At 64.8% G+C, this 15,116-nt stretch carries 15 protein-coding genes; 3 read left to right on the forward strand and 12 right to left on the reverse strand.

The features are described from left to right. Positions 1–79: 79 nt before the first annotated feature. The 7 genes from ADIAG_RS04590 to ADIAG_RS04620 form a co-directional block, all read right to left on the reverse strand. Positions 80–1,726 carry an ABC-F family ATP-binding cassette domain-containing protein gene (locus ADIAG_RS04590; protein WP_007270148.1) on the reverse strand — a complete coding sequence of 549 codons (1,647 nt, stop codon included), beginning with the start codon at positions 1,724–1,726 and terminating at the stop codon, positions 80–82. Positions 1,727–1,789: 63 nt separating this feature from the next. After that, complete coding sequence (locus ADIAG_RS04595; protein ID WP_007270149.1) at positions 1,790–2,668, reverse strand: MurR/RpiR family transcriptional regulator; 879 nt, start codon at positions 2,666–2,668, stop codon at positions 1,790–1,792. After that, positions 2,665–3,519, reverse strand: a complete 855-nt coding sequence (gene phnE / locus ADIAG_RS04600) for a phosphonate ABC transporter, permease protein PhnE (protein ID WP_007270150.1) — start codon at positions 3,517–3,519, stop codon at positions 2,665–2,667. Before phnE (ADIAG_RS04600) ends, ADIAG_RS04595 begins: the two co-directional genes overlap by 4 nt. Next, positions 3,516–4,310 (reverse strand): phosphonate ABC transporter, permease protein PhnE, encoded by a 795-nt coding sequence (gene phnE / locus ADIAG_RS04605; protein ID WP_007270151.1) that lies wholly within the window; start codon positions 4,308–4,310, stop codon positions 3,516–3,518. The genes phnE (ADIAG_RS04600) and phnE (ADIAG_RS04605) overlap by 4 nt, the downstream gene beginning before the upstream one ends. Then, positions 4,307–5,062 carry a phosphonate ABC transporter ATP-binding protein gene (gene phnC, locus ADIAG_RS04610; RefSeq protein WP_083873923.1) on the reverse strand — a complete coding sequence of 252 codons (756 nt, stop codon included), beginning with the start codon at positions 5,060–5,062 and terminating at the stop codon, positions 4,307–4,309. The genes phnE (ADIAG_RS04605) and phnC overlap by 4 nt, the downstream gene beginning before the upstream one ends. Before the next feature lie 65 nt (positions 5,063–5,127). After that, on the reverse strand, positions 5,128–6,096 hold the full coding sequence (gene phnD / locus ADIAG_RS04615; RefSeq protein WP_007270153.1) for a phosphate/phosphite/phosphonate ABC transporter substrate-binding protein: 969 nt from the start codon (positions 6,094–6,096) through the stop codon (positions 5,128–5,130). Between the two features lie 61 nt (positions 6,097–6,157). After that, positions 6,158–6,958: an HAD family hydrolase gene (locus ADIAG_RS04620; protein WP_007270154.1), complete on the reverse strand. Its 801-nt coding sequence runs from the start codon at positions 6,956–6,958 to the stop codon at positions 6,158–6,160. A 178-nt stretch (positions 6,959–7,136) separates the two neighbouring features. On the opposite strand from ADIAG_RS04620, the gene ADIAG_RS04625 reads away from it, so the two are divergent. Continuing rightward, a complete protein-coding gene (locus ADIAG_RS04625) occupies positions 7,137–7,838 on the forward strand; it encodes a hypothetical protein (RefSeq protein ID WP_007270155.1) in 702 nt (233 codons plus the stop codon). 65 nt (positions 7,839–7,903) lie between these two features. On the opposite strand, the gene ADIAG_RS04630 is transcribed toward ADIAG_RS04625, so the two are convergent. Then, entirely contained in the window at positions 7,904–8,518 is a 615-nt protein-coding gene (locus ADIAG_RS04630; protein ID WP_007270156.1) for a VC0807 family protein, read from the reverse strand. Positions 8,519–8,635: 117 nt separating this feature from the next. Beyond that, entirely contained in the window at positions 8,636–8,845 is a 210-nt protein-coding gene (locus ADIAG_RS04635; RefSeq protein WP_007270157.1) for a DUF4287 domain-containing protein, read from the reverse strand. A 300-nt stretch (positions 8,846–9,145) separates the two neighbouring features. Between ADIAG_RS04635 and ADIAG_RS04640 the strand changes: the two genes are divergently transcribed. Next, positions 9,146–9,511 carry an SPW repeat domain-containing protein gene (locus ADIAG_RS04640; protein WP_007270158.1) on the forward strand — a complete coding sequence of 122 codons (366 nt, stop codon included), beginning with the start codon at positions 9,146–9,148 and terminating at the stop codon, positions 9,509–9,511. Positions 9,512–9,679: 168 nt separating this feature from the next. Here ADIAG_RS04640 and ADIAG_RS04645 read toward each other — a convergent pair whose 3' ends face one another. Together ADIAG_RS04645 and ADIAG_RS04650 are read right to left on the reverse strand one after the other, a co-directional pair. After that, positions 9,680–10,141 (reverse strand): MarR family winged helix-turn-helix transcriptional regulator, encoded by a 462-nt coding sequence (locus ADIAG_RS04645; RefSeq protein ID WP_235045830.1) that lies wholly within the window; start codon positions 10,139–10,141, stop codon positions 9,680–9,682. After that, positions 10,125–11,228 carry an LLM class flavin-dependent oxidoreductase gene (locus tag ADIAG_RS04650; protein WP_007270160.1) on the reverse strand — a complete coding sequence of 368 codons (1,104 nt, stop codon included), beginning with the start codon at positions 11,226–11,228 and terminating at the stop codon, positions 10,125–10,127. The genes ADIAG_RS04645 and ADIAG_RS04650 overlap by 17 nt, the downstream gene beginning before the upstream one ends. A gap of 154 nt (positions 11,229–11,382) precedes the next feature. Here ADIAG_RS04650 and ADIAG_RS04655 point away from each other — a divergent pair, with 154 nt between their 5' ends. Next, positions 11,383–12,864, forward strand: coding sequence for an MFS transporter (locus ADIAG_RS04655; RefSeq protein WP_007270161.1), 1,482 nt, complete (start codon positions 11,383–11,385; stop codon positions 12,862–12,864). A gap of 145 nt (positions 12,865–13,009) precedes the next feature. On the opposite strand, the gene ADIAG_RS04660 is transcribed toward ADIAG_RS04655, so the two are convergent. Beyond that, complete coding sequence (locus tag ADIAG_RS04660) at positions 13,010–15,070, reverse strand: hypothetical protein (RefSeq protein WP_007270162.1); 2,061 nt, start codon at positions 15,068–15,070, stop codon at positions 13,010–13,012. Positions 15,071–15,116: the final 46 nt, after the last annotated feature.

Below are 15,116 nucleotides of genomic sequence, written 5' to 3' on the forward strand. Positions count from 1 at the left end.
TCCATATCTTGCCGAGGCGGGGTCTGGAAAGCGGCCCACCCGGCACCCTTTGCCTCAGCAGCAGATCTGATATCAAGGATCAGGAAATGACGCCCAGGCGCACCTGGCCGGCTTCGACTTCCCAGCGCGCATCCAGACGCACATTCTGCAGCAGCCGGCGGTCGTGGGTGACCAGCAGCAACGCGCCTTCGTAAGCACCTAGGGCTTCCTCGAGCTGTTCGATGGCCGGCAGATCCAGGTGGTTGGTCGGTTCATCGAGCACCAGCAGGTTCACTCCGCGTCCCTGCAACAGTGCCAGGGAGGCACGGGTGCGTTCCCCGGGAGAAAGATCCCTGACCAGCGAGGCGGTCTGGTGGGCCTTGAGCCCGAACTTGGCCAGCAGCGTGCGGGCCTCGGCACTGGGGAACTCGGGCACCGCTGCCTCGAACGCCTCACCAAGGGCCATGTCCTCGGGCAGCTGGCTGCGGGCCTGGTCGATCTCGCCGATGGCCACCGAAGAACCCAGGGATGCAGTGCCTGCATCGGGAGCCAAGTGCCCGAGCAAAAGGTTCAGCAACGTGGACTTCCCCGCCCCATTGGGCCCGGTGATCCCGATCCGGTCCCCGGCGTTGACCTGCACCGAGACCGGGCCGAAGGTGAAATCCCCGCGGGTGATGGAAGCCTCGTTGAGCGTGGAGACCACGGTGGAGGAACGCGGGGCCGCGGCGATCTCGAACTGCAAGACCCATTCCTTGCGCGGCTCGGCGACCTCATCCAGCCGGGCGATGCGCGATTCCATCTGCCGCACCTTGGAAGCCTGCTTCTCCGAGGACTCGTTGGAAGCCTTGCGGCGGAGCTTATCGTTGTCGGGGTTCTTCTTCATGGCGTTGCGCACGCCCTGGGAGGACCATTCTCGCTGGGTGCGTGCCCGGGAAACCAAGTCGGCCTTCTTGTCGGCGAACTCGTCGTAGGCCTCGCGCGCGTGGCGTCGGTTGATGGCCCGCTCCTCGAGGTAGGAGTCGTAGCCTCCGTCGTACACCGCCACCTGGTTCTGCGCCAGATCCAGTTCGACGATGCGGGTGACGCAGCGGGCCAGGAACTCGCGGTCGTGGGAGACCAGCACCACCCCGGTGCGCAGCGAGGAGACGAAGGATTCCAGGCGGGTCAGCCCGGCCAGGTCCAGGTCGTTGGTTGGCTCGTCCAGCAGCACCACGTCGAAGCGGCTCAGTAGCAGTGCGGCCAGTGCCACGCGGGCCACCTGCCCACCGGAGAGCGCGGTCATCAGGGTGTCGGTGGGCAGGTCGAAACCGAGTTCTGCCAGTATCCCGGGGGCTCGATCCTCCAGGTCCATGGCGCCGGAGGCCATCCAGTGATCAAACGCCGTGGCATAGGCGTCGTCGGCACCCGGTGCCCCGGTGCCCAGGGCCTCAGCCGTGGATTCCATGGCCGAGGTGGCTGCGGCACAACCGGTGCGCCGGGCCAGATAGGCCTCGATGGTTTCGCCGGCGATGCGCTCGTGTTCCTGCGGCATCCAGCCGATGAAGGCGCCAGCGGGTGCCGAGGATACGGTGCCGCCCAGCGGCTCATCGACCCCCGCCAGCAAGCGCAGCAGCGTGGATTTACCGGCGCCGTTGGAGCCCACCACCCCAATGACGTCCCCGGGGGAGAGCGTGAAGGACAAAGCGGAGAAAAGGGTGCGATGGGCGTGGCCGCCGGCCAGATCCTTGGCCACGAGTGTTGCAGTCATTGAACCAGTTTAGGTTCTTGGACCCCCGCGCGGTGTATCGGCGGGCGCAACGGGGGTGTGCGGTTAGTCGCTGAGGTTCTCGGAGAGGATCTGCAATACCTGCGAGCGGGCTGCGGCGGCCCGTTCGCCGAGCCGGGTGGCGATGACCTCCACCAGGGATTCGAGCAAGATCACGTGCGGCACCCGCGAGGTGTGCTCTAGTTCGTGCCTGAAGGAACCACCGGCCGGAGCAACCACTAATGCCACGTCGGCCAGCTCCACCAGCGGGGAATCGGTGAAAGAGGTGATGACGATCAGTGTGGCCCCGGCATCGCGTACCGCGCGCCCGGCACGCAGGCTTGATTCGTTGGCGCCGCTTCCGCTGATGACCACCGCCGCATCCGCGGCCGCCAGAGACCTGGCGGCGATCTGCTGGGCGATGGTGTCTGCCACCAACTCGGTGGGGCGCCCCAGCGACGTCAAGCGCATGGACAGGTCCGAGGCCAGCGGGGCCGAAAGCCCGTTGGCCATGGCCAGTAGTCGCGGGGCAGCGATGATCCGCTCCACGGCCCGTTGCAGCGAGGATTCCTCAAGCATTGCGGTGATCTGCCCCAGCGAGTGCGCCAGCGCATTGATGTCGGCCCGAATCGCCCCGAGCACCGAACCATCCGGGAGATCGGAGCCTGCCGCCGGTAGCCGCGGACCCGGAAGCAAGGCCAGATCACGGGCCAGGGCCACGCGCAGCTGCGGGAATCCGCGGTAGCCCAGGCGCTGGCAGGTGCGGATCGCCGTGGAGCGGGCCACCCCGGCACGCTCGGCAAGCTGCTGCGCCGTCATCTCCACCACCGCCTCGGGTTCGGCCATGATGATCTCGGCGATGCGCAGTTCGCTGGGCAGCAGGGTGTTGCGCACCGTGGAGAGGCGCGCGCGGACCCCCGCCTGCTCGACGTCGTTGGCTGTCACTGTGGTTTTCCTCCATCTGTCAGCCGGCGCCGGATGGCCCCGGATACGGCGTCGATGCCCATGGTCACGGCAATGACCACCAGGATCAGCACGCCGACCGTCGACCATTCACGGTACTGGGTGTAGGAGGTGAGCATATCCCCGACGCCGCCGACCCCAATGAGTCCAAGTACCGCGGAAGCGCGCACATTGATTTCGAAGCGGTAGAGCCAGAAGGATGCGAACTCGGGCATGGCCGAGGGCCAGACGCCCCAGCGGATGACCTGCGAGGTACTGCCGCCCGCGGCACGCACCGCCTCAAGCGGGCCCGGATCCACGCCCTCGATCGATTCGTAACCCCATTTGCCCAGGGTGCCGATGCTGTTCACGGCCAGCGCGAGCGCACCGGTGAGCGGGGTCAGTCCGGTGACCGAGAGGATGATGATGGCGATGACGATCTCCGGGACCGCGCGGATCAGGGCAAAGGCCATGCGCAGCAATCCGCGCACGGGCGCCGGGGCGAATCCGCGGGCCGCCAGGAAGCTCAGCGGGAAGGAGATGAGCAGTCCCAGCACCGTTCCCACCCAGGCCATTTGCACGCTGCGCCAGGTCTGGGCCAGTGCCTCTCCGAGCTTGTCCCAGTTCGGGTTCGAGAACATCAGCCACAGGTAGCGGACGATGTCGGCCGGCAGACCCAGCAGCCTCGACCAGGTGATCTCCACGGACCAGAAGGAAGCGACGGCGATAACGGCCACCGCCAGTACGGCGGCCAGTGGCCGCCACGGAACCGGCTTGGCTGGCGGGACCGGAGCCGGCGCCTGCGGCGCCTGCGCGGCCGTCGCGGTGTTGCGGGTGGGGTTGTGCAGGCTCACACCAATCTCCTTCGGATGACGTCGCTGAACTTGTCCAAGAGCAGCACGAGTATGAGGATCTCCAGGATGATCAGCGAGAGCTGGTCGTAGCGGTAGAAGGTGCGCACCGCGTCGATGAGCAGCCCGAGGCCGCCGGCGCCCACCAGTCCCAGGACCGTGGAGGCGCGCACATTGAGTTCAAAGACGTACAAGGTCTGATTGATGAAGGCAGGTGCCACCTCCGGCAGCGCCAGCGCCCGGTTGATCTGTGCACGGGTGCCACCCGCGGCGGAACCGGCCTCCAACAGGCCGGTGTCGTTGGCTTCGATGGATTCGGAGACCAGCTTGACGATGGTGCCGAGGTTGAACATGACAAGTGCCAGGATTCCGGGCAGGGCACCGACCCCGACCATGGCCACCAGCACCGCGGCGTAGAGCAGGTCGGGGACCGAACGGACGATGTTTAACGCCGTGCGCACCAAGGTCCGGGTGACGGAATTAGGATTGGTCGGCCGGGCCGCCCACATGCTCAGCGGCAGCCCCAGCAGCGAACCGACCAGCGTGGCAATGACGGCCATTTGCAGAGTTTCGAGTAGCGGTGCGACGGTGCGCGGGAAAAAAGAAAAATCTGGGGACAGCATTTCCAGGATCTTGCCGACACCGTTTTGCCAGTTGCGGGAGATGGCATCGAAGCCGAAGGCGATGCCCCATTGCGGGCTCAGCGTGACGGCGGTGATGGCCACGATCACGAGCGTTGCGGCGTAGGGTTTCCAGCGTCCGCGCGGCTTGGCGGGAATCTGCAGGTCCGTCATTTCTCCAGCACATCCTGGGCTCCGATGGAGCGTCCGTAGATCTCCTCGAATACCGCGTCGTCGGCGCTAGCTGCATCCCCGTCGTAGACGATGCGTCCGGCGCGCAGGCCGATCAGCCGGGTCCCGTAGCGCCGGGCCAAATCCAGCAGGTGCAGGTTGGTCAGCACCGTGATGCCCAGGTCCTGGTTGATCCGGCGCAGATCGCCCATCACCGCGTGGGCCGTGGGCGGGTCCAGGCTGGCCACGGGCTCGTCGGCCAGCACCAGGCGCGGTTCCTGGGTAAGCGCGCGGGCGATGGCCACGCGCTGGGCCTGACCGCCGGAAAGATCGGCGGCGCGCTGGTAGGCCTTGGGCAGGATCTCCACCCGATCCAGCGCCTCGAAGGCCAGACGCCTATCCGCGGCGGTGTAGGCGCCCAGCATGGTGCGCCACCACGGGGCATGGGAGAGGCGCCCGACCAGCACGTTGTTGAGCACCGTGGTGCGCTTGGCCAGGTTGAAGCCCTGGAAGATCATGCCGATCTGCCCGCGGACCGCACGCAATTCGCGCCCGCGGGCACCGTCGATGCGGTGCCCGCCGACCTCGAGTTCCCCGGAGGTGACAGGTACCAGGGCGTTGATGGTGCGGATCAACGAGCTCTTGCCCGATCCCGAGAGTCCGACCACCGAGACCATTTCGCCCGCCTCGATGTCTAGGCTGATCCGGTCCAGGGCCACAACCCCGTTGGGGTAGCGGACCGTGACCTCACGCATCCTGATGGCGAAGGGGGTGCCTGGCGGTGCCGGCGGCACAGCTGTTGTTGCGGGGGCCACCTCGGCTACTGCAGACCGAGCTTGGTGGCGGCGTCGGCGACAACATCCAGGGAATCCGGATCGGCCGGGGCCAGCTTGGTGATCGAGTAGATTTCGGTCAGTGCCGCGGCGCCCTCCTCCGTGGCGGAGTACTCGGCCAGCGCCGTGCCGATCTTCTCCTGCAGTTCGGCGGAGAGATCGTTGGTCAGTGCCACACCATCGTTGGGGATCTCCTGGCTCATCGCGAAGACCACCACGTCCTTGCCGACCTCGGGGGTGTCCTTCATGACGATGTCGCGGGCGTCCCAGAAGCTGAAGCCGACCTCGGCATCGCCGTTGTGCACGGCGAGCACCGCCGCGTCGTTGGCCGTCACGGGGACCGCCTCGATGCCGGTGTCGGTGTTGATGCCGGCATTTTTCAGGGCCAGCATCGGGTAGATGTAGCCAGCAGGGGAGCCGGGACCCAACATGGCCACCTTGGCGCCTTCGATCTTCTTGATGGAGTCCAGGCCCGCCGGTCCGCTCAGGGCGTCGGCGCCGTTGCAGTAGAGTTTGCCGTCGCGCTCCACGGGGGAATCCTCGCAGTACTTATCGGGGTTGTTGGTCATGAACTGTGCGGGGTAGGTGATGTTGCCGTCGCGTTCGGTCTGCAATACGACCGAGGCGCCGTAACGGTCGCTGGCCTGCCACAGCTGCAGCGAGGGCAGGAACCCGATCTGGGCTTGGCCGGCCCCCATGGCTTCGACCGCGGCCTGGTAGTCCTTGGAGACGACCCCGTGCACCGGCATGCCCAGTGCTTCGGTGAGCATGTCGGTCAGCGGCTTGGCCGTGTCGACGAGTCCGCCCTGATCCTGGGACGGAACCAGGGCCAGGGTCAGTTCTGTAGGATCGGCCGCGGGACCGGCGTCCGCGTTTCCTGCAGCGGAGCAGCCGGTCAGGGCCAGGACGGCCAGGGAAGTGGTTGCTGCGAGGAAAAGGGTCTTGCTGGGTTTCATGGTGTTTGCCTTTGCTGTGTGAGGTGCGTGGGGTGGGGTTTGTTGGTGCGGTGCAGAGGGGCTAGATGCTTCGGGTGGATGCTGCCGCGATGGGTGCTTGCCGAACCTCGGTGGCCTTGGTCAGCCACCGGCGAATGTCGTCGTAGAGATCGGTCAGTGCGACAGCGGCGAAGGTCGGGCCGATACCGCTGCCGGTGCCTGGGAGTGCGGCGTCGCCCACCAACACCGTGGCCCCGCCGCGGGCATCAATCGGGGCCAGATCGTTGCGCCACACGTCCCCGACGCCCATCAGAGCCGGCGCCTCGGGTGCGGATGAGCCGTGCCCCGATGCCGGGGAGCTCTCGTTGAGCAGCCGGTCAAGCAGTGGGGCGAACCCGTCGGGCTTGCCCATCGAGGCATGGATGCGATCGAAGCTGTTGGCCAGTCCCAGGGAATCCAACGCCGCATCGAGCCGGATATCCGGGGCATTGGTGGCAAGCACCAGGACGGCCTGGGGGCGGATCGTGGCCAGAAACCCTGCCAAGCCATCGGGTGCGTGGATGGGTGCGGCCTCGGTTGCCAGCTCGTGCCGGCTGCGCAGATAGGCGGCGCCGCGCATCGCGTCGTCCACGCCGTGACGCAAAGAGAGCAACCTGACGGCGTCGTAGCCGTCGATGGGTCGGTGCCCGTCGATGAGCGCTGGTGTGGCGGGCGGCTTCGCGGCGTCGAGACCCAGGAATGCCTCCACTTCGGCGAGCAAATCGGCTGAAGCTTCCCGGGGCAGTGTGTGTGCAACGTTGCGTGCATAGGACAGTACGGGGCCCGGGCCCAGAGAAATGGTCCCGTCGAAGTCGAAGATGATGACCGGCTGATGCGGTTTCACCGGGCCTCCTTTCCAAATAGCGCCAACCACCGTGGTGGACGCAATGTTCACGTTATGAAGTGAATGTGGACGAAATGACCATGGCAGGTTAACGCGGGGAAAACGCTATGCCTACATTGCGCATAGGCTCGACCCGGGGCACGGCAGTGGGGGCTGGGGACGGGCTAACGTGGGCTGGATGATGTACAAACAGATTGCCGGGGATGCCATCGCCGGCAGATTTGAGCGCTGGGGCCTTTCAACGGTGGTTGACGAGAACGTCGGAGTGCCGGTCATCGGTCGGAAAGATTTTGAGCAGCTGCACCGCCATGCAGGGTTGTCGGCAACCTGGCCGGTGGGAAACGCGGGATTGATCCACGTGTATGGCTACCTGCTTTCCACGGTGCCCACACCCTACGGGCTCAAACGCGAACGCTGGGAAAGCGGGCTGCTGGCCGATGCCTTAGGACTGGCGGGAACCGCGTTTCTGCTGGCGGACGCCCACGCCGGAGATCAGACGGTCCTGCAACGCGTCGAGGCCGCGACCGCGGAGATCTTGGAGCGGCCGGATGAGTCACCGGGCGTTCTTGAGTGGTTTGACGACGGGGTCGAGTCGGACGGTTCCCGTGGCGACGCCGGGACCTTCGTCCGCACGGTGGTGGTGCAGCGCGAAGGCACCGGGTCGGCGGCACTTCTCTATGGCGTATCGACGTGCTCACGGATGCGGATCCTGACCGCGTTCCCGCTGCATGAGCCTACCGCTGAGTCTGTGGGTGCATTGCGTGCGCAGCCGCCGCGGTTGCGCTACAACGCAGTGCTCCCGGGGCTCTGCCCGGGTGCCGTATTGCACCGAATCAGGGCACAAACCTCCGGTTCCGGATGGTCCGGTCTTGCGCAATGACGCAATGACGCAATGACGCGGCGGCCCGGGCGCCGGCGGGCGCCGAGAGAATCGAGAGGCTCGAACTACGTAGTGTCGGGGGTGAATAGTGCGGATCGGGGATTGAACATTCCCGAGGCGATGTAGTAGGCATTGCTGGCGATCATCATGACCAGATTCGTGGCCAGGTACATGATGGTGGTCGCAGCCGGGACCGCGTCGGGTTCCAGATTGTACGCAAGCAGCACGCGCAGCACCGCATCAAGCAGGAAGCCGCAGCCCCACCCGACGGTGGACACCCGCCACATCCGGCGGAAGCGCGGGGCCGCGTGCCAGTGCGTTTCCCAGTTCCCGGGCCAATGGAAACGGCCCTCGAGCACCGGCTTGGTCAGCGTATAGGCCAGCGGGCGCTTGGTGCCGATGGTGGAAATGAACCAGATGCCCAGGCCTGCGGTGATCAGTGCGTCGCGGGCCAGCAGGAACTGCGGGCTTCCAGGGATGAAAGCTAACGCCACCGCAGCCACCGAGGAGAGTGAAATATAGGTGGTCATGACGTGCCTGGTGCGGCCGGGCCGCAACAGGGCGTAGAGCGCGGGGATGGCCGTGGACACGGCGACTACCACCAGTGAGGCGTAGAGCGACAAGCCGAAGTGGCGCAGCTGGTAGAAGAGCAGCGGCGGCAGGCCGATGGCGGCGAGCATGCCCAGCGCGCCGCGCAGCAGGGCAAGGCCGCGGGCAGGTTTGGCCCGAGCAGGGTCCTGCGGTATCGGGCTGGGGCGCCGCCTTGTGCCGAAATTTCGTGGGTGTCGCGTGGGTCATCAGTCCTGGTGTTCGGCGCGGAAGACGTGGACCAGGGCGTTGGCATGCCCGTGTCCGATGCCGTGCTCGGCCTTAAGCCAACCGACTTGTTCGAGGTGTTTTTGGCCAGCCACGGTCTTGAGCTGCTCCATCCAGTGCTCGATGGGCTTTCCGTATTTGGTCTCGATCGAGGGGAAATAGGACTTGGGACCCTTGACTGGTTCGCTCATGGTGTTAATGGAACACGGACCGGGCCAAGTCCACAAGGGCGCGGAATGGCGTGGTGCGGCGTGCCTCAACAAAAATGTTCGCGAAATCCACGTGGCGATTCTCGACGTGCCGCGGCACCGTGACTTTGGACCCTACCCGGCGGTCGTGGCCACGGGCAGTATGGGAATACAGCCAAAGGGTCGGCCCAGCAAGGATGTTGGAGCCAACCGGCCCGGCGGCACCCCGCAAGGGGAAGCCCTTCGCGATTCCGGAGCATCCGCGAATCGGAGGGCGAACGATAAGCAAAGGAGATCTTGACCATGAAGCGATGGACTGCATGGCAGAATTGGGTCGCCGTGGCCGCTGGCGTTTACACGCTTCTGGCCATGTCGTGGACCACCGCAGTTGGGTCCTCGATGGCGTACATGCTCACCGGCGGTATCGTCTTGATCGTCGTGGGCGTCATCAACCTCGCGGTTCCGGGTATGCCCTTGGCCGAGTGGGTGCAGGTAGTGGTTTCCCTGCTGGTGATCGCAGCGCCGTGGTTCGGCAGCTTCGCCTCGGGCACTCCGGACGTGGCTTTGAACACCTGGATTCCGGGGGTCGTGGCGCTGATTGCCTCGGTCATGGCTATCCAGCCGGCAATGAAGGTGTATCACGAGCACCATCCGGTTGGCTCGCACTAGTTCAGTTCATCAAGGGCCCGGTCTGCTGACCGGGCCCTTGGACTGTCCCATGTGAGCACCTGCGCCGGCTGGACAAGCCTGTCAACGCGAAGAGGTGCCCCGGGGCCACGGATGATCCGTAGCGCAGGGGTCACCTCTCGCGGTCTAAAAAGCAGGCCGGCTACGAGACTATGAGGCTTCGATGTGCTGGCGCAGCTTGGTGGACAGCTCCTGCAACGTTGCGAATTCCTCGGAGCTCAACGCGGTGCCGATCAACGCGTGGATACCCTTGATGTGCTCACGTCCCATGGACTTCTGCAACGCGGCACCCTCGTCGGTGAGGCTGAATAGCACTGCCCGCTGATCGGTGGGGTCCTGCCTGCGGGCAAGTAGCCCCTTGGACTCCAGCCGATCGGCCATGCGGCTGAGGCTCGGTTGGGAAATGAGCAGGTACTGGTTCAGGTCCGAGAGGCGGCTGGTGCCTGACTCGCAGCGCGAGAGGTTGAAGAGCACATCGTACTCCCGGGTGCTCAGTGCCTTGAACTCGGGCAGCTTCTGGATCTCGCGCATCACCGTGACCTGGGCGCGGAAGAGAGCCTCCCAGGCCGTGGTCGAGGAACGCATGGTGGCTGCGCTACTCAATGGCTGCACCCGCAGTCACCTTGGCATCGCGGGCCGCCACACGGTTGGCGTGGGTCGGCGGGGCCGGGTGGTCCGCCGGGGTGCGGGCCGCCAGTTCCTTACGCAGCGTCGGCAGCACGTGCTCACCGAAGAGATCCAGCTGTTCCAGCACGGTCTTGACCGGCAGACCCGCGTGGTCGACTAGGAAGAGCTGGCGGTGGTAGTTGCCGAAAGCCTCCTGGAAGGTGAGGGTCTTGTCGATCATTTCCGCCGGTGAACCCACGGTGAGCGGGGTCTGCTCGGTGAAGTCCTCCATGGAGGGGCCGTGGCCGTAGACCGGGGCGTTGTTGAAGTACGGACGGAACTCGTTCTTCGCATCCTGGGAGTTCTTGCGGATGAAGAACTGTCCACCCAGGCCCACCATGGCCTGGTCGGCGCGGCCGTGGCCATAGTGCTCGTAGCGCTCACGGTAGAGGTTGATCAGCTGCATGTAGTGTTCCTTCGGCCAGAAGATGTTGTTGGCGAAGAATCCATCTCCGTAGTACGCGGCGATCTCGGCGACCTGCGGGGTGCGGATCGAACCGTGCCAGACGAAGGGGGCCACATCATCCAGCGGACGCGGAGTGGAGGTGAAGTTCTGCAGCGGGCCGCGGAACTTGCCTTCCCAGTTCACCGTGTCCTCGTCCCAGAGGCGGCGCAGCAGGTTGTAGTTCTCGATGGTCAGGTTGACCGAATCCTGCATGTTCTTGCCGAACCACGGGTAGACCGGGGCGGTGTTGCCGCGGCCCAGGACCAGGTCCACGCGGCCGTCTGCCAGGTGCTGGAGCATCGCGAAGTCCTCGGCGATCTTCACCGGGTCGTTGGTGGTAATCAGTGTGGTGGCCGTGGAGAGGATGATCTTCTCGGTTTGCGCCGCGATGTAGGCCAGCGTGGTGGTGGGGGAGGAAGAAAAGAACGGGCGGTTGTGGTGCTCGCCGATGGCGACGACATCCATCCCGACCTCTTCGGTCTTCTTGGCGATGGCAACGATGTCCTTGATGCGCTGCTGTTCGCTGGGGGTCTTGCCGGTGGTGGGGTCGCGGGTGATATCGCTGACCGAGAAAATTCCAAACTGCATGGATGCCTCCTGTGGGCGGGGTCGTGGACTCTGGAATCCAGTATGTCACATTTGTATGCGTTTGCATGTAATAGCACCTGCGGGTCCCGAATAATTCCCCGGCACTCTCGTGAGGTGCCTCACGCTCCGGCGGACTTCGCGGTAGGCTCCGGCTATGGATACCCCGCGCCCCGCCGGTCCCGATGCACAAACGCCGCAACCGGCGCGTTGGGGCGCCGTCGCGGGGATCGTTGGATTTCTTGCCATCGTCGAGCTGACCAGCGGCATCCTGCAAGGTTTTTATACCCCGCTGATGACCGACATCGCCCGGCATCTGGGCATCCACGACGCGGATGTGAACTGGTTCGAGGCCGCGCAACTGATGGTCTCGGCGCTGGCCGTGCCGTTGCTGGCCTCACTGGGAGACATCTTCGGGCACAAGAAGATGCTGCTGATCTCGGCCATTGTCACCGCTGCCGCCTCCTGGGCCGTGGTGTTTTCCGGATCATTCACCACCTTCCTGATTGCCTGGGCGCTGCAAGGTTTCTATGCGGTGTGGCTGCCGCTGGAAATCGCCATCGTGTTTTCTCGCGCGCGCAAGCTCGGGGTACCTGGTCCCATGACCAGACGGGCGGCTGGCCTGCTGGTCGGTGCGCTGGAGGTCGGGGTGATCGCCGGGGCACTGGCCGGTGGTGCGCTGATCGGAGTCTTTGACGGGAACCTCGCCCTGACCATGTCCATCCCGGCGATTGCCACCACGGGGTGCATCGTGGCCGTGGCCTTCGGGGTGCCCGACGACGGGGACCGCAATGGGGCGAAGATCGATAGTGGGGGCTTCGGCTATCTGGCAGTGGGCCTGTTGCTGCTGACTAGCGGGTTGAGCTTCCTGCGAATCAACGGGCCGGCCAGCGTGCTGGTTTGGGGTTCGATGGCGCTGGGATTGGCGGTGCTGTACCTGTTCTACCGCCACGAAAACAAGCAGAAAGATCCGCTGATCGACTTCTCGGTGCTCTTCGCCCGCTCGATGTGGCCCGTGCAGCTCACCGCCGGCCTCTTCGGGGTCTCGGTGCTCGGTGCACAGATCCCGATGAGCACCTTCGCCCGGACCGATCCGGCGGTCAACGGCTACGGGTTGGGACTGAGTGCCTCGGGAGTCTCGGTCATCATCGGCGCCTACGTGATGGCGCTGCTGCTCGGGGCGCTGCTCTTCCCGGTGGCAGCGCGTTGGGCGGGCACCAAGAGGACGCTGATTGCCGCAAGCTTCCTGGTGGGCATCGGGTACCTGCTGTTCTTGGTGCAGCATGGATCGCTCACGGTGGTGCTGTTGAATATGGTGATTGCCGGGATCGGCTCCGGTGCGCTGGTTGCCGCTCTTCCCGCTGCAGCAGCGGCAGCGGCGCCATTCCACCGCACGGGCATGGCCACTGGGCTGACCAACGCGGTGAAGACCATTGGCGGGTCCTTCGCCTCGGCAATCTTCGGGCTGGCGCTGATCGGGCAGGTGGCCGGGGCGGTCTCCGACGGGGCGGCAGAGAACTTTGCCGCACCTCTGGCCGGTTACATGGTGGTCTGGGCGATCTGCGGGGGCACCGCGATCATCTGTGCGCTGATCTTGTTTGCTGTTCCACGCGATGCGCTGGAAGACGCGCGCTCCTGATACCGGGGGCCGGCGACCGTGCCAGTGCTGCGCCGCGGCACGAAATCCGCAGACAGGTACGGGTTAAACGCCGTGTTCCCCCGCCACACTGTGGAGAGGGAACACGACACTTCTTTGATGAGCAGCCTTCACAGACGCCGATGGATCAGTGGGTCAGGGTCCCGCAACCGGAGACTTCGAAGCCCTTGGCCGTGGCCGGGACATCGATAACCAGCCGTCCTGCGGTGAAATCGTTGGTGATCAGGTTCTTGAAGTCACCGGTGAAGTCGCTGTAGGTCGCCCAGTAACACGAGGATGAGCCCTTGCCGATGTAGCGCCCGGGCTTGATGTCGATCCCGACTCGGTAGGTGCCATCCTTGGTGATTTTGGAGGCCTTGGCCCCGCTGCTATTTACGGTGGTCCATTTCCCACAACCGCTGGTCGTGAAGCCCTTGTCGCCGGAGACGATCCTGACGTAGGTGTTTGCCGTACCGAAGTAGTTGGCCTTGATCTGCTTGAAGCTGCCGCTGAATCCGCTGGTGCGGGCCCAATAGCAGCCCTTGCCGTTGCCGGTCGCCTTGTAGAGACCTGGATTGACGTCCTTACCCACGCGGTAGGTGCCGTTGTCGGACATGACTGTCTTGACCGGGACCGGAATGGAGACGGCGCCGCTGGTGGCGGACTTGCTCTGGTAATTTTTCTTTTTGGCGGTGACCTTGACGCTGATCTTCTTACCGTTATCCGACGCGGTGAGCTTGAAAGTGGATCGGGTGGCCTTGGAGATGGGTTTCCCGTTGCGCAGCCACTGGTAGGAATGCGACGTCGGCTTCGGGGAGTACGAACCGGTGGTGGCCTTCAGCGTACTGCCAGCCTTCTTGGTGCCGGAGACCTTGGGATTGAACATCACCGAGAAGGCGGGCTTGGCGATCTTGACGCTGTTCGAGTTCACGTTCAGCTTGGAATAGCCGGCACGGGTGAACGACATGCGGACCTGGTACTTTGCACCGACATCCTTGGATGAGAGCTTGTAGCTCTTTGTTGTCGCCTTGGAGATCTTCTTGCCGTTCTTGTACCACTGGTAGGTGGACTTCGAGGCTGCCGGTGCCTTGACCGAGGCCGAGATGGTGCTGCCGGACCGGGCTGTGCCGGAAACCGTTAGCTTCGAACCGGTTTTCAGGATCCCGGCGGTGATCTTGCGTGCGGCCGAGACGCGTGTCGTGGTGGGATGGCCGCTTCGCTTGGCCGTGACGCGGACCTTGAGCGACTTGTTCAGGTCGGCGGCGGTGGTCGTGTGGCTCGATTTGGTGGCGCCCTTGATGACGGCATTGTTGCGGTACCACTGGTAGCCAAACGTCGGAGGCGGTGCCCATTTGCGGGTCGAGACCTTGAGCGAATTGCCCACCCGGGCGGTTCCGGTGATCGTCGGGGTCGGTGCCGAGGTGAACCGTGCGGCGGCGATGGAACGCTCGACGGAAAATTTCTCGACCGTGGTGACGCCGGTGGCCGTGGCGCGGGTGCGGACCTTGATCTGCCGGCCCGCATCGGCGGCCACCAGGGTGTAGGTCTGCTTGGTTGCTCCGGGGACCGGGGTACCGTTGCGGTACCACTGGTAGGCGATCGACGCCTTCGGTGCCCAGGAGCCCGCCGAAGCGGTGAGCTTGTTGCCGGCCGTCGTCGTTCCGGAGAATGTGGGAGCAGGTGCCTTGGTGAACACGTTGGCCTTGACGTAGCCCAGGTCGAACTCGTCGACCCATGACTTCCCAAGAACGTCATCCATGTGGACGCGCACGACCAAGCGTTTGCCGATGGCCGAGACGGGAACGACGAACCGGCTGCCACCGACTATATCGGTGCCGAATTCCTCATCCTCCGCCCGCTGCACAGGCTGTTCGACGCCGTTGAGCAGCCATTCGATCTCGCTTGACCATGCTTTGATCCAGCCCGCGGCCTCCGGCAGGATGGACATTCCCGCGGTGACGGTACCAGGCTTGGGGTATTCCGCCGGATTAACCTGCTCGGGTGCCTGCTCTGGTTCTTCTTCGTTGCAGAACTCGCTGGTCCAGCCGTGTTCACAGTCGTAATACGCATCAGTTGGCTGGGCTATGGCCGGCACCGCGGATACGCCCAGCGAGATTGTAAGCGCGGCGGCCGCCACGAGGCCGAGGACCCGGCGCAACATCGTGTGACGTGAAGTCAGATCCCCCGGACGTGCGAGCGTTTGGTGCATGCTTCCCCCAGTGAAGTTTTCAAGTGCACCGTTCCATGGATTCTCC

The sequence above is a fragment of the Paeniglutamicibacter gangotriensis Lz1y genome, from assembly GCF_000348945.1.
Lineage (GTDB): Bacteria > Actinomycetota > Actinomycetes > Actinomycetales > Micrococcaceae > Paeniglutamicibacter > Paeniglutamicibacter gangotriensis.